The organism is Aeromonas intestinalis (assembly GCF_054052485.1).
The window spans coordinates 1-25,287 of the sequence record NZ_JBSTYK010000027.1; the positions used below are offsets into that span (position 1 = coordinate 1).

Annotated in this window: 22 protein-coding genes; 3 read left to right on the top strand and 19 right to left on the bottom strand. The window is 60.6% G+C overall.

Features of this window, described 5'->3' with window-relative positions; all coding sequences use genetic code 11:
• Nucleotides 1-38: 38 nt before the first annotated feature.
• The 9 genes from ACW5W7_RS20920 to tapM form a co-directional block, all read right to left on the bottom strand.
• Nucleotides 39-911: a Dam family site-specific DNA-(adenine-N6)-methyltransferase gene (locus ACW5W7_RS20920; protein ID WP_349919022.1), complete on the bottom strand. Its 873-nt coding sequence runs from the start codon at nucleotides 909-911 to the stop codon at nucleotides 39-41.
• 70 nt (nucleotides 912-981) lie between these two features.
• Nucleotides 982-2,517 (bottom strand): SPOR domain-containing protein, encoded by a 1,536-nt coding sequence (locus ACW5W7_RS20925; RefSeq protein ID WP_456502954.1) that lies wholly within the window; start codon nucleotides 2,515-2,517, stop codon nucleotides 982-984.
• On the bottom strand, nucleotides 2,510-3,589 hold the full coding sequence (gene aroB / locus ACW5W7_RS20930) for a 3-dehydroquinate synthase (protein WP_456502955.1): 1,080 nt from the start codon (nucleotides 3,587-3,589) through the stop codon (nucleotides 2,510-2,512). The genes ACW5W7_RS20925 and aroB overlap by 8 nt, the downstream gene beginning before the upstream one ends.
• 16 nt (nucleotides 3,590-3,605) lie before the next feature.
• Nucleotides 3,606-4,124 (bottom strand): shikimate kinase AroK, encoded by a 519-nt coding sequence (gene aroK / locus ACW5W7_RS20935; RefSeq protein WP_349919028.1) that lies wholly within the window; start codon nucleotides 4,122-4,124, stop codon nucleotides 3,606-3,608.
• A gap of 191 nt (nucleotides 4,125-4,315) precedes the next feature.
• A complete protein-coding gene (locus ACW5W7_RS20940; protein ID WP_456502956.1) occupies nucleotides 4,316-6,511 on the bottom strand; it encodes a type IV pilus secretin PilQ in 2,196 nt (731 codons plus the stop codon).
• Between the two features lie 16 nt (nucleotides 6,512-6,527).
• Nucleotides 6,528-7,055, bottom strand: a complete 528-nt coding sequence (locus ACW5W7_RS20945; protein ID WP_456502971.1) for a pilus assembly protein PilP — start codon at nucleotides 7,053-7,055, stop codon at nucleotides 6,528-6,530.
• 2 nt (nucleotides 7,056-7,057) lie between these two features.
• Complete coding sequence (gene tapO, locus ACW5W7_RS20950) at nucleotides 7,058-7,657, bottom strand: PilO family type IV pilus biogenesis protein TapO (protein WP_456502957.1); 600 nt, start codon at nucleotides 7,655-7,657, stop codon at nucleotides 7,058-7,060.
• Nucleotides 7,654-8,223: a PilN family type IV pilus biogenesis protein TapN gene (gene tapN / locus ACW5W7_RS20955; protein ID WP_456502958.1), complete on the bottom strand. Its 570-nt coding sequence runs from the start codon at nucleotides 8,221-8,223 to the stop codon at nucleotides 7,654-7,656. Before tapN ends, tapO begins: the two co-directional genes overlap by 4 nt.
• Nucleotides 8,211-9,272: a PilM family type IVa pilus assembly protein TapM gene (gene tapM / locus ACW5W7_RS20960; protein WP_456502959.1), complete on the bottom strand. Its 1,062-nt coding sequence runs from the start codon at nucleotides 9,270-9,272 to the stop codon at nucleotides 8,211-8,213. The genes tapN and tapM overlap by 13 nt, the downstream gene beginning before the upstream one ends.
• Nucleotides 9,273-9,570: 298 nt before the next feature.
• Here tapM and ACW5W7_RS20965 point away from each other — a divergent pair, with 298 nt between their 5' ends.
• On the top strand, nucleotides 9,571-12,060 hold the full coding sequence (locus ACW5W7_RS20965; protein WP_456502960.1) for a penicillin-binding protein 1A: 2,490 nt from the start codon (nucleotides 9,571-9,573) through the stop codon (nucleotides 12,058-12,060).
• Nucleotides 12,061-12,121: 61 nt separating this feature from the next.
• On the opposite strand, the gene oxyR is transcribed toward ACW5W7_RS20965, so the two are convergent.
• From oxyR to ACW5W7_RS20985, 4 genes are all read right to left on the bottom strand, one after another.
• Complete coding sequence (gene oxyR, locus ACW5W7_RS20970; RefSeq protein WP_456502961.1) at nucleotides 12,122-13,018, bottom strand: DNA-binding transcriptional regulator OxyR; 897 nt, start codon at nucleotides 13,016-13,018, stop codon at nucleotides 12,122-12,124.
• Between the two features lie 135 nt (nucleotides 13,019-13,153).
• The gene (locus tag ACW5W7_RS20975; RefSeq protein ID WP_456502962.1) at nucleotides 13,154-14,788 is read right to left on the bottom strand and encodes a methyl-accepting chemotaxis protein; all 1,635 of its coding nucleotides are present in this window, start codon (nucleotides 14,786-14,788) and stop codon (nucleotides 13,154-13,156) included.
• A gap of 175 nt (nucleotides 14,789-14,963) precedes the next feature.
• Complete coding sequence (locus ACW5W7_RS20980; protein ID WP_456502963.1) at nucleotides 14,964-15,596, bottom strand: DsbA family protein; 633 nt, start codon at nucleotides 15,594-15,596, stop codon at nucleotides 14,964-14,966.
• A gap of 74 nt (nucleotides 15,597-15,670) precedes the next feature.
• Nucleotides 15,671-16,531 carry a Vmh family MBL fold metallo-hydrolase gene (locus ACW5W7_RS20985; protein WP_456502964.1) on the bottom strand — a complete coding sequence of 287 codons (861 nt, stop codon included), beginning with the start codon at nucleotides 16,529-16,531 and terminating at the stop codon, nucleotides 15,671-15,673.
• 116 nt (nucleotides 16,532-16,647) lie between these two features.
• Here ACW5W7_RS20985 and ACW5W7_RS20990 point away from each other — a divergent pair, with 116 nt between their 5' ends.
• On the top strand, nucleotides 16,648-17,553 hold the full coding sequence (locus ACW5W7_RS20990; RefSeq protein WP_456502965.1) for a LysR family transcriptional regulator: 906 nt from the start codon (nucleotides 16,648-16,650) through the stop codon (nucleotides 17,551-17,553).
• A 57-nt stretch (nucleotides 17,554-17,610) separates the two neighbouring features.
• Here ACW5W7_RS20990 and ACW5W7_RS20995 read toward each other — a convergent pair whose 3' ends face one another.
• The 6 genes from ACW5W7_RS20995 to ACW5W7_RS21020 form a co-directional block, all read right to left on the bottom strand.
• Nucleotides 17,611-18,393, bottom strand: coding sequence for a BPSS1780 family membrane protein (locus ACW5W7_RS20995; RefSeq protein ID WP_456502972.1), 783 nt, complete (start codon nucleotides 18,391-18,393; stop codon nucleotides 17,611-17,613).
• 34 nt (nucleotides 18,394-18,427) lie between these two features.
• A complete protein-coding gene (locus ACW5W7_RS21000; RefSeq protein ID WP_456502966.1) occupies nucleotides 18,428-19,459 on the bottom strand; it encodes a fimbrial protein in 1,032 nt (343 codons plus the stop codon).
• Entirely contained in the window at nucleotides 19,452-20,174 is a 723-nt protein-coding gene (locus ACW5W7_RS21005) for a fimbrial biogenesis chaperone (protein ID WP_456502967.1), read from the bottom strand. Before ACW5W7_RS21005 ends, ACW5W7_RS21000 begins: the two co-directional genes overlap by 8 nt.
• Nucleotides 20,171-22,645, bottom strand: a complete 2,475-nt coding sequence (locus ACW5W7_RS21010; protein ID WP_456502968.1) for a fimbria/pilus outer membrane usher protein — start codon at nucleotides 22,643-22,645, stop codon at nucleotides 20,171-20,173. The genes ACW5W7_RS21005 and ACW5W7_RS21010 overlap by 4 nt, the downstream gene beginning before the upstream one ends.
• A gap of 191 nt (nucleotides 22,646-22,836) precedes the next feature.
• Nucleotides 22,837-23,577, bottom strand: a complete 741-nt coding sequence (locus ACW5W7_RS21015) for a fimbria/pilus periplasmic chaperone (protein ID WP_456502969.1) — start codon at nucleotides 23,575-23,577, stop codon at nucleotides 22,837-22,839.
• 10 nt (nucleotides 23,578-23,587) lie between these two features.
• Nucleotides 23,588-24,133: a fimbrial protein gene (locus ACW5W7_RS21020; protein ID WP_349919052.1), complete on the bottom strand. Its 546-nt coding sequence runs from the start codon at nucleotides 24,131-24,133 to the stop codon at nucleotides 23,588-23,590.
• 253 nt (nucleotides 24,134-24,386) lie between these two features.
• Between ACW5W7_RS21020 and ACW5W7_RS21025 the strand changes: the two genes are divergently transcribed.
• Nucleotides 24,387-25,214 carry a peptidoglycan DD-metalloendopeptidase family protein gene (locus ACW5W7_RS21025; RefSeq protein WP_456502970.1) on the top strand — a complete coding sequence of 276 codons (828 nt, stop codon included), beginning with the start codon at nucleotides 24,387-24,389 and terminating at the stop codon, nucleotides 25,212-25,214.
• Nucleotides 25,215-25,287 lie beyond the last annotated feature (73 nt).

Below are 25,287 nucleotides of genomic sequence, written 5' to 3' on the forward strand. Positions count from 1 at the left end.
GTGTGGCCCGGGCGCCCCCCCCGGGGGCCCCCAGCAGACTAGCCGAGCTCGGCCAGTACGGCGTCGCTGGGGTAATAGCCCTGCTCGGGCTCTATGCCCGGTGGGTAGAGCGCCAGCAGCTCGGCCACCTTGTTGCGTCCCCCACCGTTGCGGCTGATGGTGCGCTTGACCAGGATCTCGTCCAGACGGGCGCCCCGATACAGCTCGCGGGTCAGCTCGATATCGTGATTGCTGATGAGCACGGGCACCCGCTTGTGCGCGGCGGTGTGCCGCGCAAGACGCGCCAGCAGCGCCTGATCGTCCAGGGTGAAGCCACCGGCCGAGTAGGTGGTGAAACTCGCCGTGGTGGAAAGCGGCGCATAGGGCGGATCACAGTAGATGACCCAGTCGGACTGCGCCCTCGCCATGGCGTCGGCATAGCTCTCGCAGATGAAGGTCGCTTTCTGCGCCTTCTCGGCGAAGGCCCACAGCTCTTTCTCCGGGAAATAGGGCTTCTTGTAGGAACCGAAGGGAACGTTGAAGCCCCCCTTCTTGTTGTAACGGCACAGGCCGTTGAAGCCATGGCGATTCAGGAACAGGAACAGCTGGGCCCGCTCAAAACCGGCCTCGGTCTGGTTGAACTGGCTGCGCAGGCGGTAATAGGCAGTCTTGTGGTTGTGCTCGGCCACAAACAGTTTGCGCGCCTCGCTGATGAAGTTGTCCGGCCGCTGCTTGAGATGATTGTAAAGACCGATCAGATCCGGATTGATGTCATTGAGCACATAGGCATCGTAATCGGTGTTGAGAAAGACCGAGCCCGCCCCGACGAAGGGCTCCAGCAACACACGCCCGGCCGGCAACCGCTCGGCAATCTCTTCGACCAGGGAGTATTTTCCCCCGGCCCATTTTAAAAACGCGCGTGTTTTTTTCATGGAAATCCGGTGTTAAGAAGGCAACGCCCAAAAAAGGGGGGAGATTCTACCCCCTTCACGGGCAGCATGGCTATTGCTTCAACTCTTTTTGTATCTGGGCAAATGACTTGGGCCAGGGCTGTCCCTTGAGCAGAGCCGGAGAGAGCTTGCGAATGGCCGTCTTGGCCTGGGCACTGCTGGCATAGTCACCCTGCACGACCACATACCAGGGGCTGCCGCGGAAGCGGGTCTTGTAGACCCACACCTTGCCCGCCAGGGCATGCTCGGCCACAAAGCTGTCGACCGCCTGGGTATTGCTGGCGCCCATCAACTGAATGCTGTAGTGATTCTTCGGTTTTTTGTTCAGGGTCGAAACCGGTGTCAATGCCACCTTGGGCGCCGCCACGGCAACCGGTGCCGCCGCTTTGGGCGTAGCCTGGGCTGTCGGCGCACTCGGCTGGGCATGCTGCGCCGCAGACGGGGTAGCAGGAGCGTTCTTCTGGGTGGCTCCCGCAGAGCTCACGCCAGTCAGCTCGTTCACCACCTCGGTGGGCAATGCACCGCTGACATTGGGCTGCGTCATCAGTTTCTCGACCACCTCGTCGGAGATGACCACCCGGCGCCCCTCATAGTTGGTCGACTCCGTGGTGACGGTCTCGCTCTCGACCTTCTTGGGCAACGTCTTGGCATCGGATTGCCAGTCTCGTGCCACCTGATCGCCATTCATCGCCGAGCCGCTGGCTTGTGCGCCGCTCGCCGCGTTTGTTTCAAGAGCATCACTGCCAATCGGTGCCGGCAGGGCTCCCTCTTGCGGCTGCTCCCTGGCCTCTTCCTTGTCCATGCCATCGAACAGGGGCAGATAGCTCAAGCCCAGCAGGCCAGCCACAACCAGGGCCAGCACTATCGCAATCTTCTTCACGGGCAACTCGGCCTGACGTTTCTTGGGCCTTCTGTCGGTCATGATATCCTCCAGTGACTGCATGATGGCGGACGGATGTCCGTTTGCGCCATTCAGGATCTCTTCTACCTTGGGCTTGGGCAAGAGGGCAGTCGGGATCTTGAGTTCTTTGGCCTTCTCATACAAGAAGATACGTTGCTCCGGCGGGCTCAGTGGCGCGACCTCCAGCTCGAGCGCGGGCATGGCACGCCCCTTGAGCGCCTCCTTCTGGCTGCGACACCAGACGTCATTGCCACAGACCATGATCGCCAGCTTGTGGGGGTTGGCCAGCGTATCGTTGTGACGGCAGAGTGCCCACAACTCCCCCACCAGATCCGCAGGCAATTCGTCTGTCCGCTCGATGAGCAGCAGCAGATTCGCGGGCTTACCATCCAGCATCCGGAAGAAGCTGTCAGCCAGAGCATCCTGCGGATTGAACAGCGGTCTCGCCACCACCTGCTGGAGCAAGAGCTGGCGCACATCCGCCATCTTCATGGCGGCGCTGCCGATCAGGCTCACCACCCGCACCGTATCGGGTAGGTTGTTTAGCAAGCTCTCACACAGAGTGCCGCGACCGCTGCCGGGTTTGCCGGAGAGAAAGATGAAAGGGTGATTGAATTCAATCAGATGCAGCAGCCGGTCGACCAGCTGCCGCTGGGAGGGAAGTTTTAGCAGTTTGCTGTTAGTCACGACCAGACTCGATTACCGCCATCAATTGGGCATCGGTCACATCACCGACAACCTGGGCACGCCCGATCCCGGCCGGCAGAACCAGCCGCAGCTTGCCTTGCAGCACCTTCTTGTCGCGGCGCATATGGCGAATGAAGGCATCGAAATCCATCTCGGGAGGAGCCTTCACCGGCAGATCCGCAGCCAGCAGCAGGGCACGTATCCGCGCAACCTCCTGCCCGCCCAGATCGCCACGGGCCAGGGCAGTATCCGCCGCCAGCATGATGCCGGCCGCAACAGCCTCCCCGTGCAGCCAGTTGCCATAGCCTTTTTCAGCCTCGATGGCATGACCGAAGGTATGCCCCAGGTTCAGCAAGGCGCGCACCCCGTGTTCGGTCTCATCTTCGGCCACCACTTCGGCCTTGATCTCGCAGCAACGGCGAATGGCATAGGAGAGCGCGTCGGTGTCGAGGCTCTGCAGGCGCACCATGTTGGTCTCGAGCCAGGAGAAAAACTCGGCATCCCAGATGATGCCGTATTTGATCACCTCGGCCATGCCAGCGGCAAATTCGCGCGCGGGCAGAGTCTTGAGGCAATCGGTATCGATGATCACATGCTTGGGCTGGTAGAAGGCGCCCACCATGTTCTTGCCGAGGGGATGATTGACGGCGGTCTTGCCGCCAACGGAAGAGTCAACTTGGGAGAGCAGCGTTGTAGGCACTTGAATGAACGGAATGCCACGTTGATAGCTTGCCGCAGCGAAGCCGACAACGTCACCTATCACGCCGCCCCCCAGGGCGATGAGGGTAGTGTCACGACCATGGTTGGTCTCAAGCAGAGCAGACATGATCTGCTCGAAGGTCGCCAGGGTCTTGTAGGCCTCGCCATCCGGTAGGATCAGGTGTTCAACCTGAAAACCGGAAAGCAATTGAATGACCTGCTCAAGATACAAGGGGGCGACCACGGTGTTGGTCACTATCATGACCCGCTTGCCCTTGATCGTCTCTGCCAACACCTCGGGGCGTTGCAACAGACCCGCAGCTATCTCAATCGGGTAGCTGCGCTCACCCAGTTCGACCTTCAACCTTTCCATGGACGTCCTCTATCGATTACATGCCGATCAACTTGACGATTTGATTGGCAACAACTTTTGCACTTTGCTCATCGGTGTGGATGACAAAGTCAGCGACTTCTTCATACAGGGCATTGCGCTCAAGAGCCAGACGCTCCAGCACTTCACGGGGCGGCTCCTCGGTTTGCAACAGGGGACGACGCTTGTCTCTCTGGGTTCGCGCCAGCTGCTTCTCAATGGTGGTTTCGAGGTAGACAACGATGCCACGGGCGGAAAGCTTGTTGCGAGTCTCGCGGCTCTTGATGGCACCGCCACCCGTTGCCAGCACGATGCCCTGCTGCTCGGCGAGTTCGCCGATCACTTTCTCTTCGCGGATCCGGAAACCCTCTTCGCCTTCAACATCGAACACCCAGCCGATATCGGCACCACTGCGGCGCTCAATCTCATGATCCGAGTCGAAAAACTCCATGTGCAGTTGTTCTGCCAGATGTCTACCTATGGTGCTCTTGCCCGCACCCATGGGACCTATCAGGAAAATATTGCGTTTCTCAGCCATGTCTTTTCGTTAGTAATTACAAACTGTATGGCCCCGGTAAACTCTCGACCGGGGTACCTATGAACCTTATCTTGCGATGGATCAGGAGGGGGATTATCTCAATAGAAATCGGGACTGGCAACCGCAGCCCTTACGCCCCAGCCTCATTGGGGCGTAAGGTTATATGTGTTTTACCCTCACATGTAAAGCATTCAGAGGGCGTCGGTCACGATCCGCGGGGTGACGAAGATCAGCAATTCCCGCTTCTTGTTCTCGCTGGTGGTTTTCTTGAACAGATAGCCAAGACCCGGGATATCCCCGAGCAGGGGCACCTTGCTGACATCACTCTTGATGGTCTGCTGATAGATGCCGCCGAGCACCAGGGTCTCACCGTTGTTCACCAGCACCTGGGTGGTGATGGACTGGGCGTTGATGGAAACCGCATCCCCGGTACCGGTCGGTACCGTCTCCCCCTTGGTGTCCTGAGTCACGGTCAAGTCCAGGATCACCCGGTTGTCCGGAGTGATCTGGGGGGTGACCTTGAGGCTCAGTACCGCCTTCTTGAAGGTGACCGAAGTCGCCCCGCTGGAAGAGGATTCCACATAGGGAATTTCGGTACCCTGCTCAATCAACGCCGGCTTCTGGTTCGCCGTCGTCACCCGGGGACTCGCGATGATTTCGGCCTTGCTTTCCTTCTCCAGCGCCGACAGTTCCAGATCCAGCAGGGTGCCATTGGCGAGGCGGGCCACCTGGAAGGCGAGGGTCCCTGCTGCATTGGTCACCGGCAGGTTGACGTTGAGCCTGTCCTCGACGTTGGGGCGAGTAATGGCTGAGGATCCATCATTGTTGCCCGAACCATCATTGCCTTCTATGGTCCCCGAAGTCCCGTTGCCGTGCCCATCCGTCTTGGTCACCCCCCAGCGCACCCCTAGCGCTTCGTCGAAGCCATCGTCAATGGTCACCATGCGAGCCTCAATCACCACCTGCTTGACCGGGATGTCGAGGATATCCAGCATCCGTTTGACGCTACTGATGACATCCGCCGTGTCCTTGACCACCAGCACGTTGGTACGCTCATCCACGCTCACCGCCCCTCTCGGGGAGAGCAGCTTGGTACTCTCCGAGGAGAGCAATGCCGCCACCTCCGCCGCCTTGGCGTAGTTGATCTGCATGTATTCGGTATAGAGCGGCGCCAGGTCCGCCACCTGGTTGCGGCTCTCCATCTGCTGCTTCTCACGGGCGGCAATCTCTTCTGCCGGCGCCACCAGCAGGATGTTGTTGTCCAGTCGTTTATCCAGCCCCCTGACTTTGAGGATGATGTCCAGCGCCTGCTCCCATGGCACGCCATCGAGGCGCAGGGTGATATTGCCGGCGACGGAGTCCGTGGTGACCAGGTTCAGATTGTTGAAGTCGGCGATGATCTGAAGCACGGTCCGCACAGGAATATCCTGGAAGTTCAAGGAGATTGGCTTGCCCTGATACTGCTTGGCCGCCGTGGTGGCGACGCGCTTCTTCACCTCGATGATGAACATCTTGTCGGCCTGATCGTAGCGATAATCGAATTGGCCGTTGACTGACAGTTCAAACAGGGTGTCATTGCCTTGGCGGAAAACTTCCACCTGAGAAACCGGGGTCGCGAAGTCCTGCACGTTGATGAGGTTGAGCTGATCATCCGGGATCCGTGTGCCATGGAACTTGGCCAATACCTTCTGACCGCGGCTGCTGACATCCACCGCAGCCGAACTATTGTCCAGGGTCACCAGAAACTCTCCCTGACCCTCCTTGCCACGCCTGAAGTCCACCCCTTTGACCGAGTTGAAATAGGCTCCGCTGCTGGCCTGCTGGGTGGGCAACACAGGTTTGTAGGCCGCGGCGGGAGTGGGTGCCGATACTGGCTGGGGGACAGGCATGGATTGATTCTGGGCAACCCGCTGGGTATCAATCAGCGCTGACTGAGTGACAGGCTGACTCCTGACCAGCGCCGACTGGGTGACTACAGGCGCCGCTGCCGTTGTTTGGCCCACCTTATCCCCCAGCGACACCAGCAACTTGTTGCCCTGCTGATGCACCTGATAAGGGGTCAGCTGGTCGAGGGCTATCTTGATGTCTAGCCCCTCCCCCTTGCCTTCCACCTTGAGATTGTCCACCCCCTGTTGCTTGATGGGCAGCGGATTGACCGTCAGCGCACCAACGGCACCGGGCACATGGAGCAGCAACTGATTGGGTTCATAGGACAATCTGTCGCTAAAACCACTCACCGGCTCGCTGAAGCTCAGCTCCAGCAACAGCTGGTCTGCCAACAAGGGGTTCACCTTGACCTCTTGCAGCGTCGGCACTGCCCATGCTTGATGGCAGGCCCCAAACCACAGCAGCGCCACGCCGGTCATCCTGCTTATTGTTGTTCTCATCTCTGCTCATCCCTGATCATAGTTTTGCGTCGAGATTGGCCATGGCCAACTGGGTTTCTCTGGTGACCCAGCATCCTTTGCCATCCGGTACCGTCTCCATCAAGTCAACATGGGTGTTCGTTATCTTGATGACTCTTCCCTGATCCAGCCCCATATGTTGATTCAATCCAACACGTACAGCCTGTCCATCGGGCGTATTGATCAAGGCCCATAGCTGCCCCTGCTTGCCGATGGAACCCTTCATGCTCAGACTGGCCAGTGAATAGCGCTCAAGTACTTCTTTCTCACGGTTGGCCACTATCTGGGCACAATCCGGCTTAACCTTGGCATCCACTCTGGAGCTGTTCTCCGGCTGAGGCTCGATGAAGGGACTGCGCTGATCGTTGCGTTGATAGGCCATGGGGGAAAACGGCTTGATCTCCGGCAGAGGTTCAATGGGAACGGGGGCCCTCGCCTTGGTCTGCTGCACATATTCATCCATGTCTTCCTGCCCCCCACAGGCAGTGAGCAGCAAAGCGGATAACAGGAGGCAGAGCGCGTTCAGCTTCATGGTTTCTGCTCCACTGTCTTGCCGTTGTACTTGTAGGTCTTGGCCAGCATCGACATGCCGATCATGTCGCTCCCATCCTTGCCCTGGTTCAGGGTGAAAGACTCCAGGATCACGATCCGCGGCAAGGCCGCCATATCGGCCGCAAACTTGCCAAGCTCGTGATAGGTCCCGACCACCTCGATGCGCATGGGCAGCTCGGTGGAAAATTCGCGCTGGACCTCTGGCTCCCAGTTGATGCGATTGAGCTTGAGACCGTTGTCCGTCGCAATGAAGCTGATGTCATCGAGCAGCCCCGCGACCTCATGGGTATTGGGCAACTGCTTGAGCTGGTTATCGACCAGATGCTCCAGTTGCACCATCTGTTGCTTGTATGCCCCCAGATTGGCCGCCAGCATGGCCTTGGTCTCAAACTGCCCTTTCAACTCCACCTCTTTGGCGGCCTCCTGGCGCAGTGCCGTCAGGGAACTCGCGATTACGTAGTAATAGATGCCCCCTCCCAACAAGGCACAGCAGATTGCGATAAAGATCCCCTTGGCCACCTTGGGCCAACGGGCAATGTCATTGAGATCGAGTTCGTTGAGCTGCTGCAGGTTCATGGCTGCCCCTTAGCCTTATTCAGGCTTGTGCTGGCAATCTGGAACATCATGGAGAACTGACTCAATGCAATGGGGGCCACCTCGGCGGTAAAGATGGTGCTGATCTGGGACTCTCCCAACCAGTCAGAGCCGTCTATGCGCCGCATCATGCTGGCCACCCGGCCATAGGCTTCGGCCTTGCCGTTGACGTCGATGCGATCGTTCTGCAGTGCAAGGGTATTGAGATACACCCCGTTGGGCACCAGCACGGGTAACTGGTTGAACAGGCGAACCGGGATGTTGCGCCTCATCTGCAGTTTCTCGATGAGTTCCATCCGGTCGATCAGCTCCTTGCGCCGCTCCTTGAGCAGACGGATCTCGCCGAGCTGGGCATCGAGCAGTGTCATCTCCTGCACTAATCGCTGGTTGCGCTGCTGCTGATGGGAGATCTGCTGGACCACCAACCAGTCGATCACGAAAGCCAGCGACGCCGTCGCCGCCAGAAATACACCCAGCAAGACACCAAACTGCTTCTTCTGGCGTTGTGCCCTAGCGACACGCCAGGGCAGCAAGTTTATATTTGACATGGTGTGAAGCTCCGCAGCGCCAATCCCAGGGCAGCCATGTATTTGGCCCCATGAACGAGCCCCCCCTCTCCCTTGGGTTTGCCAAAGAGCGCAAAGGGATCAGGGTGGAGCACCTCACAGCCCAGTTCGCTGCCTATCTGTTTGACAAGGCCGGGCAGCAAGCTCCCCCCCCCTGTCAGCACCAACCGGGAAAGATCCTTGTTGCCCGATGAGCTGCAGAACAGCTGCACATTGCGCCTCACCTGCAGCGCCAGGGTATTGAGGTGAGGCAGCAGTACCTCGCTCTCGTGGTCGGCAGGCAAAGTTCCCTGCGTCTTGGCAAGCTCGGCCTCGTCCAGACTCATGCTGTAAAAAGAGGCCAATGCCTGGCTGTATTGGTCACCACCGAAGTTTTGCAAACGGGAGTAAATCACTTGCCCCTTGATCAAGGCGGCAAAGGTCATGGCACTGGCTCCGATGTCGACGATCCCGACCGGCTTTTCCCATGTCTGCAGCTCCGGCAAACAGGCCAGCACGGCGCGACCGAGGGCATGGGCGCCGACATCGACCACCTTGGTATTCATGCCGGCTTCCGCCAGGGCACTGACCCGGCCGCTGACACTTTCGGTGCGGGCTGCGCTCAACAGCACCTCCTGGCGACTCTCATCGGCCGTCATTCCCAGGATCTCGAAATCCAGGCTGACTTCATCCAAGGGGAAGGGGATGAGCTGCTCGGCCTCCAGCTGTACCTGGCTCTCCAGTTCGTTGTCGTTGATCCTCGCATCGACCTGAATGACCTTGGTGATGACATTGGAGCCGGTGACCGCGGTAGCCACCTGCTGACAATCGCCCTGAATGAGCCGCTTGAGGGACTTGAGGGACTGACTGACCCGTTCAATATCCTGCAGTTGATAGTCGACCAGGGTGCCCTTGGGCATGGCAATCTCGGCGACCGATTCGAGATGCACCTTGCCGGGACGCCCGCTGAGAGTGACGGCCTTGATGGTTTGACTGCCAAAATCAATGCCCGCCAAGGAGAGGAGGGATCCTTTGCTGAATAGCCCAAACATATACACATCCATGCGTTATTGGGTTTTAGGACTTATTGTAGGACAGCTCATCACGAGGTGATGACTCAACTCAATATAATGCTAGATCTATCAACGTCATAAAGTTTCTGTCAAAAAATGACGCGTTAACCCTCTCCTCCACTTCTCCCCCTCGCCTTGGTAATTGCGCCATGAAGTGCTACCCTCGCGCCTCTTCTCGGGGTCCGGCTCTTCGGACAGGAAAACCTCGAATCTGCAGGGCTAAAAAGGCTATACTCTGCGCCCGTTGGCTAATTTTAAGACGATTGGTAGTTCTTCCATGCTGAAATGGCTCATTCGCCTCTTTATTGTGATGATGCTGGGTGCTGTGCTGGGTGTTGCCAGCCTCATCGGCGTCTACTTCTACATCAAGCCCCAGTTGCCGGATGTGAGCGCACTGCGCGATGTCAAACTGGCTACGCCCATGAAGGTCTACAGCCGGGACGGTGAATTGATCTCCCAATTTGGCGAGATCCGTCGCATCCCGCTGCGTCTGGACGAGATCCCCCAGTCCATGATCGACGCCGTGCTCGCCACCGAGGATGCCCGCTTCTACGAGCACCCGGGCATCGATCCCATCGGCATCATCCGGGCGGCCACCGTCTGGGCCGTTTCGGGTCAGGCCCGTCAAGGCGCCAGTACCATCACCCAGCAGGTGGCGCGCAACTTCTTCCTGAGCAACGAGAAGACCCTGGTGCGCAAGATCAAGGAAGTCTTCCTGGCCTGGCGCATCGAGCAGAACCTCTCCAAGGACGAGATCCTCACCCTCTATCTCAACAAGATCCCCCTCGGCTACCGGGCATTCGGGGTCGGCGCCGCCGCCCAGGTTTACTTCGGCAAGGATGTGAAGGATCTGACCCTGGACGAGATCGCCATCATCGCGGGTCTGCCCAAGGCGCCCTCCATGCTCAACCCCATCCGCTCCCCCGAACGTGCCTACGCCCGTCGCAACGTGGTGCTCGGCCGCATGCTGGAGACCGGCAAGATCACCCAGGCCCAGTTTGACGAGGCGTCCAAGATGCCGGTCAAGGCCCGCTATCACGGCGCCGAGACGACACTCAATGCCCCTTACCTGAGCGAGATGGTGCGCCAGAAGATGGTGGAGCAGTTCGGTGAAGATGCCTACACCATGGGCCTGCACGTCTACACCACGGTCACCGCCAAGCGTCAGCGTGCCGCCCATCGCGCCCTGCTGGACGGCGTCTTCGACTACGACACCCGCCACGGCTATCGCGGCCCGACCGCCCTGCTGTGGAAAGCCGGTGAGCCCGCCTGGGACTATGAGCAGATCGTGGCTCATCTCGCCAAGCAGCCGACCTACCAGCCGCTGGTGGCGGCCGTGGTCACCAAGCTCGGCGACAAGAGCGCCACCCTGGTGCTCAAAAATGGCAAGCAGGCCGAACTCGGCTGGAATGGCATCAAGTGGGCGCGGGCCTTCATCACCGATGATCGTCAGGGCTTCTCCCCGAAATCGGCGCGGGATGTGCTCAAGGTCGGCGCCCAGATCTGGGTGCGGGAGAAGGGTGAGGAGCTGTTGCTCTCCCAGGTCCCCGAAGTCAACGCCGCACTGGTGGCCATGAATCCGCAGGATGGGGGCATCGAGGCGCTGGTCGGTGGCTTCAGCTTCGAGATATCCAAGTTCAACCGGGTGGATCAGGCCCGCCGCCAGGTCGGCTCCAACATCAAGCCCTTCCTCTATGCCACCGCGCTGGAGCAGGGCTACACCCTGGCCTCGCTCATCAACGACGCCCCCATCAACCAGTGGGATCCGGCCAAGGGCCCCATGTGGCAGCCCAAGAACTCCCCGGCCATCTATGAAGGCCCCACCACCCTGCGCCTCGGCCTCGCCAAGTCCAAGAACGTAATGTCGGTACGGCTGATGCGCGCCATCGGGCTGGATACCTATATCGACGGCCTGACCCGCTTCGGCTTCGCCCGGGATCACATCTCCGCCAACGAATCCCTGGCGCTCGGCGCCGCCGAGTTCACGCCGCTGGAAGTGGTGCGCGGCTATTCCGTGCTGGCCAACGGCGGCTTCCAGGTCAGTCCCTATTTCATCACCGAGGTGACCGACAGCTTCGGCCAGCCCCTGTATCAGGCCAATCCGGCTGCCGCCTGCCGCGACTGTGGCGTGCTGGCCGCCGCCGGCCTCGACAGTGCCGATGCCTACCTCAATACGGAGCCGGACTGGAAGGCCCAGTGCCCGATCGACCCCGTGGTGCCCAACAACATGGCGCCCCAGACCATCAGTGCCCAGAGTGCCTTCCTCATCACCGATACCCTGACCACCGCCATCTGGGGTGGCAACGGTTGGCGCGGTACCGGCTGGCGGGCGGCTCGTGATCTCAAGCGTCACGACATCTCGGGCAAGACCGGGACCACCAACGAATCACGGGATGCCTGGTTCTCCGGCTATACCCCCAACCTGGTGGCTACCTCCTGGATCGGGTTTGACAACCACCAGCGTGGCCTCGGCCGTGCCGAGTTCGGTGGTGGTGCCGCCCAGCCCATCTGGATCGACTTCATGAAGACGGCCCTGCAGCAGGTGCCTGAGCGCAAGATGTCCGTACCGGAAGGGGTGATGCAGGTACGCATCGATCGCGAGACCGGTCTGCTGACCAACCGCACCGATGGCAGCACCATGACGGAGTTCTTCAAAGAGGGGACTGAACCGACCCGCTACGCGAGCCAGATCTCCGATGGCAACCAGGTCTACGGCGGTGATGACGCTGGCAGCGATGGCCCCGTCTCCACCGACGACATCTTCTAGGTTCGCAGACATGCAAAAACCGGCGCCTTGGCGCCGGTTTTTTTATTTCTCCATCAGCATATCATGCCAACAATGATTTCATGAGCAGAGAGATTCGCGACGCCAACTCATTGAAGCAAGGCCTTCTCACCGAATAATGGCGATAGAGCAGTGAGATCGTTCGACCTGGGATGGGGTCGATCACCGGTCGGTAGCTGACGCCCCCTTCCTCCCGGTTGGCCGGCACGGCGAGACGGGGGATCAGGGTCAGGCCGCTGCCCGCCGCCACCATGTTGCGCAGGGTCTCGAGGCTGGTCCCTTTGAAGCGCTGATCTTCTCCGATGCCGGCGGCAAAACAGAACCCCATGGCCTGATCCCGCAGGCAATGGCCATCTGCCAGCATCAGCAGCTTCTTGCCCTTGAGGTTGTGCAGCGGCACTGCCCTGGCCTGGGCCTCGGGGTGCTGCTGGGGCACCGCCAGCCACATCGGTTCCTGATAGAGCGGGATGGCACCAAAGCCATCCATGCCATCCAGCTCCGCCAGCACCACGCAGTCGAGCTCCCCCTCCTCCAGCCGCTTGAGCAGCACCTGGGTCTGCTCCTCATAGAGATAGAACTCCAGCTTGGGGAAGTGTTCCCGCAGATCCTGGATGATGTGAGGCAGCAGGTAGGGACCGACGGTCGGAATGAAGCCGATGTGGATCTCGCCGGACATGGGCTCGGCGAAGTGCTGGCCGATGCTTTTCAGCTCGCGCACCTCCTTGAGCACCTTGCGGGCCTGCTGGGCCATGGCGTCGCCGGCCGGGGTGAACAGCACCTTGCGGGAGGTGCGTTCGATGAGGATCACCCCCAGCTCGTCTTCCAGCTTGCGCAGCTGACCGCTCAGGGTCGGCTGGCTGACGAAGCAGCGCTCCGCCGCCTTGCGAAAGTGCTTCTCCTCTTCCAGCGCTACCAGGTATTCGAGATCGCGAAGGTTCATACAACTGCATCCGGCCAAATCAATGAGTCCGCTAGCATGCCCAAGAACCGGTGATGGGACAAGGGAGAGAACACAACGGGGAGTCCAGGCCCTACCCGGACTCCCCGTTTGGCAGTGAGCGAGAAACGGCGAGGATCAGACCTTGAAGCGCCGTACCATGCCGTGCAGCTGATCGGTCAGCTGATGGATGTCGTTGCTGGTACTGGCTATCCGGGCGGCGCCGGACACCACCACTTCCGAGGCCGAACTGATGTTGACCACGTTGCGATTAAGCTCCTCGCCGACGGCCCCCTGCTCTTCGGTGGCGGTGGCGATCTGGATGTTCATGTGCGAAATGCTCTCCACCGAGTTGCTGATATCCGCGATCACCACACCGGCGCCGCGGGCGCTGTCCACGGTCGAGGCCATCAAGGACTGGCTCTGGATCATGGTCGCCCCCGCCTGCGCTGCCCGTTGCTGCAACTCGGAAATGATGGCGTGGATCTGCTCGGTCGATTCCTGGGTCCGCAGGGCCAGGGTACGGACTTCATCGGCCACCACCGCAAACCCACGCCCCTGCTCACCGGCCCTGGCGGCTTCGATGGCGGCATTCAGGGCCAGCAAGTTGGTCTGATCGGCAATGCTGCGGATCACCTCCAGCACCATGCCTATATTGTGGCTGTCTTCCCCCAGCTGGGTGATGACCTGGGCCGTCGCCTCTATGGCCGTAGCCACCTGATCAACCTGCTCGATGGCGTCATTGACCGTGTTGGCCCCCTGATCCGCCATGTTGCTTGCCTGCGTCGCCGCATCGGCGGCATCGCTGGTGTTGCGAGAGACCTCCTGCACCGTGGCCTGCATCTCGTGCATGGCGGTCGCCAGCTGATCCAGCTCGCTCTGCTGCTGACTCATGTTGGCCGCCGATGCCTGGGCCACCCTGTCAATTTCTTCGGTGGCGGCGCTCAGTTGCACGACAGAGCCCGAGACTTCGCTCACCAGCTGGTGCAACTGCACCTGCATGTCGTCAAATCCCCGCGCCAGCTGCCCCAGCTCATCCTGGTTGAAGCTGCCAAGGGCAAGCCGGCTGGCCAGATCGCCACCGGACACCCGCCTGGTCTGGGCCAGCAACTGCAGTACGGGATTGCGGATCTGGCGGGTCAACCAGAGGGCCATGATGGAGACATAACAGACGGTGAAGATCACCACCAGCAGGTTCAGCAGCTTGGAGGACGCATACACGTCGGCGATGGAATCGGTCATCTGCTGAGCCGTCTTGCTGTTGATATCCCGCAGCAACAGCGCCTTGTGGCTGACACGCTCCAGCAGCGTCATGGTCTCTCCCTTGAGCAGGGCCATCACCTCTTCCCTGTGCCCGTCATTGAGCGCGGCAGCCAACTTGTCATGGGAGATGAAGTACTGGGCGGCCGCCTCTTTGAGCGCCATGAACTCAGCCTTCTCCTCGCTGGAGGTGAAAGGCATAGACTCGTATGCTTCGGCACTTCGCTCAAATTCCTGACGGGCTGCCTGATACCCCTGCTGATGGGACGCCTGCTCCTGCGGCGATCCATTGGCGACTATCATGTTCAATTCTGCCCGTCTGGCATTGAGCAAGGCTGTCTCCATCTGGTTGGCCGCCTGCAGACTCGGGATCAGATTGCCTGTCACCAGCGTGCTATCGAGAAACAGTCCCGACAGATTGTTGATGGAAGACCACCCGACGCCGATGACAAGCACCGCCAACATGGCAAATCCACCGCTTATTTTTTGACTGATTGTTATTTTTTTCAGCATTAATGTCCCCTTGGCAAACATGAACTGCTCTACGACTCCATGCAGAGAAAACCATCAATAATTGAGTGATTTTACAATTGTCGGTCGTTTTTGCCTTGATCGGAGACATGAATCAATTAAAAGTAAAAAAGCATTTCATTTTAACCGCCAACCTGACGGATGGCAGCAGATAACACTACCCGAGCAGGTGTCGAAGTCGGGTGATGAATCCCTCCGTATCCCCGAGCCAGGAGGAGATCTCCAGAGCCCGCAGCTTATCCGCGTGCTCCAGCCCCAGAGTCGGGTAGCCCTGGCCGCCGAGGCGACGCAGCCAGCCCTGGCTCTCGGTCAGGTGTCCGCTCAGGTTCACGTTCTGATAGGCCTGCTCGAACGCCGCAGCCGTGATCCCCTGCTCCTGCGCGAATGACGCCAGATGAGCAAGGGAACCCACCCATTGGCCGTCGCGATAGTGGGACTGCTGGATGCGATGCAGCATTGCCAAGCCATCCCTCCCCAGAGCATTCACCGCCAGGATGGCGCGAATGGGGGGCTCGGAGTCGAGCAACAAGCCCTCGCTCAGCAACAGTTCATCGAAATAGCGCGGCCCAAACGGCTGACCGGTCAGAGCCTGGATGCGTTCGTCGTGGGGCCGCACATAGTCGCGCAGCGCCGCCCCCATGGGCTGGCGGCGCTCGCCGAGCCAGAGGCCACCGGCATGGAGGGCAATCTGCAGACCCGGGATCCGGGCCGCGGCCTCGAGCAGGGGGGCGGCGCCATAACACCAGCCACAGAGGGGATCGTAGACATAATGAAGGGTCATCTCGTTCATGGGCTCACTCCATAAAATCAAAAAACCGGGCAGTCACTGCCCGGCAAAAAAACACAGGGAACAGACTCAGGCAATTACCACGTCATCTCGCCGGTCGCGACCTTGGCCCCAATCTCCACCCCGTCATCCATGGGCAATTCGGGGTAGGCCTGCTTCAACTCTGCCACCAGCTCGGCCGACCCTTTTGCCTTGGCCAGTGCCTGCTCGAAGCGCTGCACATAGTCGCGGGTAAAGGTCACGGCATCGACGCCAACGGGCTCCGCTCCGAGGTAATGACCGGGCACGACGCGCTCGGGTTTGAGTGCCAGCATCTCGTTCAGCGTCTGCACCCACTGGGCCCGCGCCGCCTTGGTCTGGCTGTCGGCCATCCACACGTGCGTCCCGGCATAGACGGGCACACCGCCCAGGACCGTCTTGATGGAGGGCACCCACAGGTAGGCGCTCGGGGTATTCATGGCCTTGACCTCAATCGTCTTGCCTTCCAGGGTCAGTTGGGAGGAGGTCAGTACCTCGGGCACGATCAGCTGCTTGGGCGCCTGCTCGGCCATGATGGGCCCCCAGTAGGCCAGCTTGGCATCCTTGGTCTTGTTGATGTGATCCACCACGTGCTGGCTGGCGAGGATCTTCACCTCGGGGAAAGCCGCCTTGATGGGTTCGAGGCCGAAGTAGTAGTCCGGATCCCCGCCGCTGATGTAGACGGTGGTCAGTTTCTTGCCGCTCTGCTTGATGAGATCCACCAGCGCCTTGCCATCGTTGACCCCGAATTGGGCATCGATGAGGATGGCCTCCTTGTCGCCGCTCACCAGCTCGGAGGAGACGGGGAAGATGGCCTTCTCACCCGGATTGTAAACGGTCACGGTCAGGGGGCCTGCCAGGGCGGCGCCGCTGAGCAAGGTGGTAGCCAGGGTCAAGGTGCGCAGTACTGTGTTCATCAAAATGCCTCATTGGGTGTTTGTTCATCGAGTAGCTGTAGTTTATTTAAACCTTATCCGAGCAAATACCGCATAATGAGCGCATCACTGTTGCATGAATCGAACATATAGAGGCAGGAATGGATCGACTGACCGCGTTGCGGGTCTTCGTCTGCGTGGTGGAACAGGGCAGCCTGAGCGGCGCGGGTGAGCGGCTGGAGATGTCCCGCGCCATGGTCTCGCGCTATCTGGCAGAGCTGGAGCAGTGGATGGGGGCGCGCTTGCTGCACCGAACCACCCGCCGTCTCAGCCTCACGGGGCCGGGGGAAGAGGCTCTGAATCGTGCCAGAGCCATGCTGGCGCTGGGGGAAGAGATGGAGCAGCTGGCCGTGCGCAGCGACGAGGCCCCCAAGGGACAGCTGCGCATCACCAGCAGCTACTCCATCTCGGATGCCCTGCTGGTACGGGCCGCCAACGACTACCTGGCCCGCTACCCCGGCACGGCCATCGACATCCTGTTGCTGGACAGAACCGTCAACCTGGTGGAGGAGCGCATCGATCTCGCCGTGCGCATCACCAACGATCTGGATCCCAATCTGGTGGCACGCCGACTCGGCACCTGTCACTCCGTGGTCTGCGCCAGCCCGGCTTATCTGGCTCGTCACGGGACCCCGCAGCGGCTGCAGGATCTCGCCCTGCACAACTGCCTCACCTATACCTATTTCGGCAAGAGTCTGTGGGAGTTCGAGGGGGAGGATGGTCCAGCCTCGGTGCCGGTGAGCGGCAACCTCAGCGCCAACATATCCAACCTGCTGCTGCAGGCGACCCTGGAGGGGGCCGGCATCAGCCTGCAGCCCCACTACTCGGTGCAAGCCGCACTGGCAAGCGGCGCTCTGGTGCCTCTGCTCACCCAGTGGCAACCCAAGCGGCTCGGCGTCTATGGCATCTATGGTACCCGCAAGCAGATGTCTCCCCTGCTGCGCAGCTTTCTCGATTTTCTGATCGATCGCATGGCAAAGGATCCCCTCTGGCAAGCCGGATCATGAGCAGCAAAACGGGGCCAGCGGGCCCCGTTTTCATGCATCATCTCATCGGCTGCACGTTTATGCCTCGAAGCCAAACTCCCGGGTAACGGGCTCTTCTTCGGGGGCTGCCTGCTCCTCCAGATAGATGTCTCTGTAGGCCGCATAGATGGAGTAGTTGATGGCGGGCAGCACCACCAGCAGACCGACCAGGAAGAGCGCCGCGCCAAGCAGGAGCAACAGGGCGCCGATCAGCCCCCACCAGAGGAAGGGCCATAGGTTGCGCAGACAGCCCTTGAAGCTGAGCCTGGCCGCCTGCAGGACCCCGACGCCGTGGAAGAGAATAAGAGCCGGGGCGAAGGTGATGGCCATCAGCATGGGGATCACCAGGGCCATCCCCAGCAGCAGGCAAAGCAGGAAGCCTTGCGCCTGCCCTGGGGTCAGGGTCAGCGTTTCCGGATCCTGGGCCAGCAATCCGGTCAGATCCCAGAGGTGCAACAGCGCAAAGCAGATAAGCAGGATCAGGCCGAGCATGGCAAGCACCAGCAGCCCCCCCAGCACCAGGGGAGTCAAGCGATGGCGAAAACCGGTGAAGAAGTCCCCAAACTGGAGAGGGTGTCCCGCAAAGCCGCGCCGGGCCACGGCGACCCAACCAGCGCCCCACACCATATAGAGCAGCTGCGAGATGAGGCCACCCGCAGGGAGCTGCTCCAGCACCATCCCCACCACGAACCAGAGCACTATCATGGCCACGCTGACCCCCATGCCCCGGTTGAAGATATCAAAGCCGGTACGGATCCAGATCCAGCCCCGCCCTATGGGGTGGCGCTTGGGTTCGCGTCGCAGGCTGGGTTCACTGTTCATCATCGACCTCGCAGAAGAAACAACGGAAAGTCCATCAGGGCACTGTCACCGTGACCATGATGGTACCGGTATAGGCACCGGTACGTACCACCTGACCCGGCAACCGGGTCGGGTAGAGCCTCACCTTGTAATCGGTGTTATGGGTGGCTGCCGAATAGGGTACAGGGATAGCGGTGGCGAATGGAATAGGCGTCTGGCTGCTCTGCGCCAGCATGCCGACACCGACCCCCGCCAGACTGGTGGTAATGAAGCGGTTCTGGCTGGTGAGTGCCCCGCCGAAGCTGTAGTTGAGTGGCACCACGTAATCGCTCGGGATCTGGCTGCAGGTGACACTCACATTGACGGTTCGGGGGGCATAGCCCCTCGGCACCTCCCCCTCGACGAAGGCGCTCTGGGCCACGGCACCGAGATCGATGGGAATATTGGTGCCCGCCGGGAATTGGCAGGTCGGGGTCGAGGTAACGCTGATATTCATCGCCAGGGTGCTGAAGGCATTGGCCGGACTGGTATCCGGTGGATTGGAGCGTCGCACGAACAGATAAGCGACGGTGCCATTGAAGGTCTGGGTCCCCGTGACCCCTTTAAGCAGCTTGAGGGTATAGCGCCCCCCGTTGACCTGGATCCCCCCCAGCGCCAGATCGAGCACATTGAGCACGCACACGGTGAGCAGACTGCTGGAGGTCGCACTGAAGGGCAGAGTCCGGTAGCTACCCGCTGCGTTGAACTCCACCTTGAGGCCAAAATAATCATTGAGCTTGATGAGGGTTCCCAGAGGATCCGAGATGGTGGGCAGGCCAGTGGTAGCCTGATAATTGACCGTCACCAATAATCCCAGCGATATCCCGGTGCAGTTGCAGGCGGCCGTAGTGGTCGTTGAAAAAGTGGTGGCACTGCCAGTATCGCCGGGTTGATAGAGGGTATTGGTGGCAGTGATGGGGCCGGTTGCCACAAAGGGACTGGTGCATTGACCGTCGACGGCCTGGGCCCCGGGTAGCCATAACAAGCCAGCCAGCAGCAAGACTCCCAAAATAATGGGCCTCAGGCCATATTTTCTCTGTTTAGTCATGGATGCTCCCTTTACCTGGCACAAATCCCTGCTCATGATAGGTGCCATCGTCGTCAATCCAGCGGACACGTCCCTTGATGGCAGTGTTTCCCACCATGTTAATCGGAATTACCAGCATATCGCATGGCGAGATGAGGCCGGCCTGCTGCCAACTCTGCCTGCGCGATCCTGCCTCGAGCCACACCTCGCTCAGGCTGATATAGAAAGGGCTCCCGTTGCGAACACTCAATCCATCGGCCTGCATCCGCCAGTCGAGCCGGGCAACGGCATCCGCCAGCGACCCTTGCACGCCGGGGGGGCGGTAGAACAGCTTGATCCGGGTACGATAGGCAAGCTGAACGCTGGCCTCCGAGAGGCTCGCCTTGGGCGGCAGCCCCAGCACATTGAGCCAGAACAGGGATTCCCTGTCCTGGGGCAAGTGCGTCAGATCATCGGCCCCCAGAATGCGCAGGCTCTGCCCCTTCTGCGGCCCCAGCCGCATCATGGGGGGGGCGACCAAAAAAGGTGTCGAAACCTCGGCCGGCCCCTGCTGCTCATCTCCCCCATCGACCCAGGCCTGCAACAGGCTGGGCTCGGTCCCGTCGTTGCGCACCAACAGGTTGGCCTCTCCCCCCTGATAGATAAGCCGGGTGCGGGTCAGGTTGAGTGCCGCCTCCCCCGCGTGTCCCCATAACAGGGCCACCAGACAGAGTGCTCCACGCAGGCAGAGGGTCATGAGCCGCCCCCCGAGCCGATGCAGCGCGCCGCCACCTGCTGGTAGGGCACCGCCGGATCCGGCTTTGGCATCCGGTAGTCCAGCTTGCACTGCTGGTTCGACTCCCCTCCCCACTGGACATAAAGCGTTCCCTGCTCCCCGCGCACGAAGACGAGCCCCCCCTGCCCCACCACGGCCACCGAGCCGCCATCACCATCGACCACCTCGGCACCGAAGGGGGGACTGGTGCCATCTTGCAAGCGCACCTTGAGCAACAACGGCTGACCGAGGTGGGTTTCATAGGCCAGCTTGACGATAGCTCCGCGGCGAGGTGCCACCATCTGGGCGCTGCCCTCTATCTCTACGTCCAGAGGCAAGCCACTCGGATCCAGGCTGATCACATTGGTACGATAGGGGTTAAGCCCCGCCAGCACGGCGTAGCCATCCCCATCGATCTCACTGCCCATGCCCTGGCTTATCTTGGCACCCTGAGCTCCTTTTGCCTCCACCAGTGCCATCGTCTCCCCCTGGCTCTGTCCCAGCACCCAGCCATTCTCATGCACCAGCAGGGTTCCCTTGGCCGAGGCCACATACTGGGAATATCCCTCTCCCTGGCTGGTGCTGAGGCCGAGCTGGGTCGCCGCCGCCTGATATTGCAGATTCGCACCATAGCCCTGATTGCCGGCCCCGTTGCCCTGGCCCTGGCCCTGGCTGCCATAGACACCGTAGTAGAGGCGGCCATCCTGAGTGCCCCCGTTGAGATCCAGCCTGGCGCTGTAACCCTGCCCCTCCTGGTAAGACAAGGTACTGCTCAAGCGGGGCGAACCCAGCCTGTTGCCGATGGGGACGCTGAGACTCAGCATATATTGGTCTCCCACCCCATCGTCCAGAGAGTGGCTGGCAGAAAGCGTCAGGTTGCCCCAGTCAAATCCCCGACTATACCCGAGCTGGAAACTGCTGCTCTCGGTCTGTCCTCCCCAATAGTCACGGCGAATGCCATTGAAGTAGATATCCCCCCAGTCTCCAATCGGCTGATTGATGTTGAGCTGGAAGCGGTTGCGCTCCCGCTGCAACTGATCGAAGGTCTGTGACTGGGCCGCCGCCACATCGGCCAGATCCAGATACCCTTCGCTGGAGAAACGGTAGGCCGCCAGGGTGAAGTAGGTCTGGGTGATGTCCATCTGCTTGCTGTAGGTGAGCCGATAACTCTGGCCGGTGAGGGAAGAGGGCAGCCCCGAGTCGGCAGGCAGACTCCGCGCCCAGGAGCCGGTGACATCCAGGGCCAGGGCGCCATAATCGGACCCCACGGCGCCCCCCCCAAGCAGGGCACCGTAGTCTTCGGCGGCTATGGTGCCGCCATAGAGGGTCAGGGTGTTGGAGAAGCCGCGCCTGTAGGTACCTTGCAGGAAGTCAGGGCCATCGGGGCCCGCATCGTTGCGATAGCGTCCCAGGGTCAGGCTGAAACGGGAGCTGTCATCTCGCAGCATCTGCACCACGGAGGAGAATGGCAGGGTGAAGCTGCGGGAGCTGCCATCCGCCTCCGTGATGGTCACGTCCAGATCCCCGGCGAAGCTGGTGGCATAGAGATCGTCGATGGCGAAGGCTCCGGGGGCAACCTGGGTCTCATAGATGAGGGTACTGCCCTGGCGAATGCTGACCCTGGCATTGCTCTGGGCCACCCCGCGCACCACGGGGGCAAAGCCCCGTTCAAAATCCGGCAGCATGGCGTCGTCGCTGGCCAGTTGCACGCCGGTAAAAGGCACGCTGTCGAAGCTGTCCCCCGGGGTAAAATACTCCCCCAGCGTGAGCTGGGCGGTTTGGGCGGTGACATCCCGCTGGGCATAGCTGTTGAGCACCTGATAACTCCCCCCGTCACTGCCTTGCCAGGAACCGTTGTGACGCAGTCGCCATGACCCCAGGTTGATGCCAGCATTGAGATTGACGCTGTTGCTGAATCCCTCGTCCCCCCCCGCCTGCTCGCTGTAGTAAACGTTGGCGTTGTAGCCGATAAAAGCCGCGTTGATCCCCTGAACCCACTGCTCCGGCCCGACATAATCACGCCTGACTCGACCAAGGTACGCCTGGGGCAGGCTGAGCGTCCCGCTCAAACTCGCCAGTTCGAAATTGAAGCTGGCCCCCGGCACCAGTTGTTCCACCCTGATGCAGTCACTTTGCAACTGCTGCTTCACCGAAGCCTGGTTTGGCAGCTTGTCCACCAGCAGCCCCCACTGCTTGAGCTGATCCTGCTTGAAGCAAAACAGGGGGATCTTGGGATCCGGCCCCGCCCGCACCTCTACCTGCTGGCTCAGGGAGACCTTGCCATTGAGGGTGATGTCGAGCTGATAAAGACCAGGAGGGATGAAGTCGGCGCGTGTGAAACGGGCGAGATCGATGTTGACCCCCAGACTATCGAGCAGACGGCTGTCGAACTCCACGTCGGGGGCAGGCGCTGTGGCCTGGGTATCAGTCAGGGGAACTGCCGTTTGCGCCATGACAACGGATCCCCAGAAACATGGCAACCACCAGCATCCCATGGCGGCTTTCAGTCCCTTCACAACGGGCCACTTGCTCAAGACGGTGGAGTCTGGGGGTGTGCTGGCAATCATGACGCTCCCCCCTCATCACCGACAGAAGTTCCAGACGGGAAGGAGCCACCCGGTTGCGCTCCCATCATGATTAGGGATCAGTTGAAGACGAATTGACCCACCTCCCGGGCACCATAGTCATTGAGCCAATAGAAGGTCACCGCCTTGGCATGAGCCTGGTTTGGCAGCCTGTCCACGGGGAAATCGAAATATCCCCCTGGCGCCACCATGCCACCGCTCTGGTTGCTGTACTGTCTGGCCTCGGCCGTCTGCAGATCCAGGTTGCTGATGCTGACATGGTAGAGACTGGGATTGCTGGCGCGCAGGGCATAACCCTGCCCCAGCTTGACGAGGCGCCAGGTCAGCTGCTGGGCGGAACGTTCCACATTGCCAGCCAGTCCCTCCGGTCGGTAGAACAGTTTGATGCGCGAGCGAAAGGCGAGTTTGACCTGATTATTGTCAGCCCCGGTAGACTTGGCGCTGGGAGGCACCTCCAGCACATTCAGCCAGAACACCGACTCCCTGTCCTTCGGCAACCCCTGCCCGACATACGCAAGGCGCAGGGACTGGCCACGCAGGGCCTCGATACGGGTAATGGGAGGGGTCACAAGGAAGGGAACCGCATCGGCACCAGGGCGGATGGAACGATCGCCTGCATCGATCCAGACTTGCACCAGAGAAGGCAAGTTGCCCTTGTTGAGCAGCTCCAGCGTCACTTCCCGGGCGGCGGCTGGATAGATGACCCGGGAACCGGAGATCTGGACATAGCCCCAGGCTTGCCAGGGCAGCAGCAGCCCCCCTAGCAAGGCCGCATGTTTCACCCAGTCAGACAGCCTCATGGGACGAGTCTCAGTGATAGTCGAGGGAGTAGATGAGATCCGATGAGACCAGACCGGCAACCACGGCGCCGGTCGCCACATACTGGGCGCTGTAATAGAGGGTCGCCGTGCCGGTGCCGCTGAAATTGACCAGCGAGTTGTTGGTGTTGGTGCGAAGATCGATGGGACTGCTGTTGGCAGAGAGGATCTGTACCTCCACATTCTGGGCCGGGTTCTTGCCACCGGCGGCCACGGCTTTGTTGGTCAGATTGCCCGTGGCCTGGGCCACCCCGACATTCTCGAAGTAGGCTCGCACCGATCCCGTCACCGGGCAGCCGGTAAGCGCCAGATTGAAGCCCGTAGCCCCGGCGGTCTGGCCAATGCTGGTCAGGGCGTTGGTACTCACCGTGGGCAGGGTCACGATGGCCGATGCGTTGCCGCCATTGACGGCGATGGCGCAGGTGCCGGCGGTCACTTCGCCGTTGATGGTAATGGTGCCATTGAAGGCGTCAGCGGGCAGGGAGAGCAGCCCGCCCACGGCGAGTGCAAGTATCGTAAAGCGAGCGTTCGTCTTCATCACAACCTCCATTCATCTGGATGTCGCTGGCGACTGCCGTTTCCCCTGCCAGTGCGGTTTTCCATGTCATCATGGGTGTCATTCAAACACCAATCGTTAGTGACTCATTAGTAAATAGCACAAGATTCCACAGCCTGCCCGAAGCAAGACCACATCTTTATTCGGCGTCATTGTCCAGAGCGACGGACAGCCCGACGGGAATGTGGCATCATTTTCCCCTCCGATTTCATCCGCCTTTTTCCGTGGAGCCCTCATGCGCCGCCTCTTGTTCCTTGTCCTGCTGCTCGGCAGCACCCAGCTCCATGCCGAACCCGGCTTCATCACTCGCCTGCTCAACCATCCCGTTCCTGGTGGGGTGGCCGTGGTGCCGCTGGGTGAGGGGGAAAAGGCGCCCGGCGCCCGCTATCAGGACAAACCCGTGCTGGTGGTGCGAGAAGAGGGGCGCCGCTGGATAGCCATCGTCGGCATCCCCCTCAAGGGCGCCGCCGGTGCCCAGCAATTGACCCTGAGTGATGGCCGCACGCTCGGCTTCACGGTGGGTACCAAGCACTACCGGGAACAGCACATCAAGCTGAAGAACACGCGCCAGGTCAACCCGCTGGCCGAAGACATGGCGCGCATCAACCGGGAACTGGCGGAACAGACCAAGGCCTATCAGACCTTCAGTCCGGTCCAGCCCAGCAACCTGATGTTCGACAAACCGGTCAACGGCCCCCTCTCCAGCCCCTTCGGCCTGCGCCGTTTCTTCAATGGTGAGGAGCGCAACCCTCACTCGGGCCTCGACTTCGCCGTCGGCGCCGGTACCCCCATCAAGTCCCCGGCGGCAGGCCGGGTGATCCTGATTGGCGACTACTTCTTCAACGGCAAGACAGTGTTCGTCGATCATGGCCAGGGGCTCATCAGCATGTTCTGCCACATGTCGAAGGTGGACGTGAAGCTGGGGCAAAGCCTGCCGCGGGGCGGCATCGTCGGCCGGGTCGGCGCCACCGGCCGCGCCACCGGGCCTCACATGCACTGGAATGTCAGCCTGAACGACACTCGCGTCGATCCCGCCATCTTCATCGGCGTCTTCAAGCCCTGAGGGCCATCAAAAACAGAAGAGGCAGCCCCAGGCGGCCACATCTCTTTTGGCGATATACACGCGCGCTCCAAAA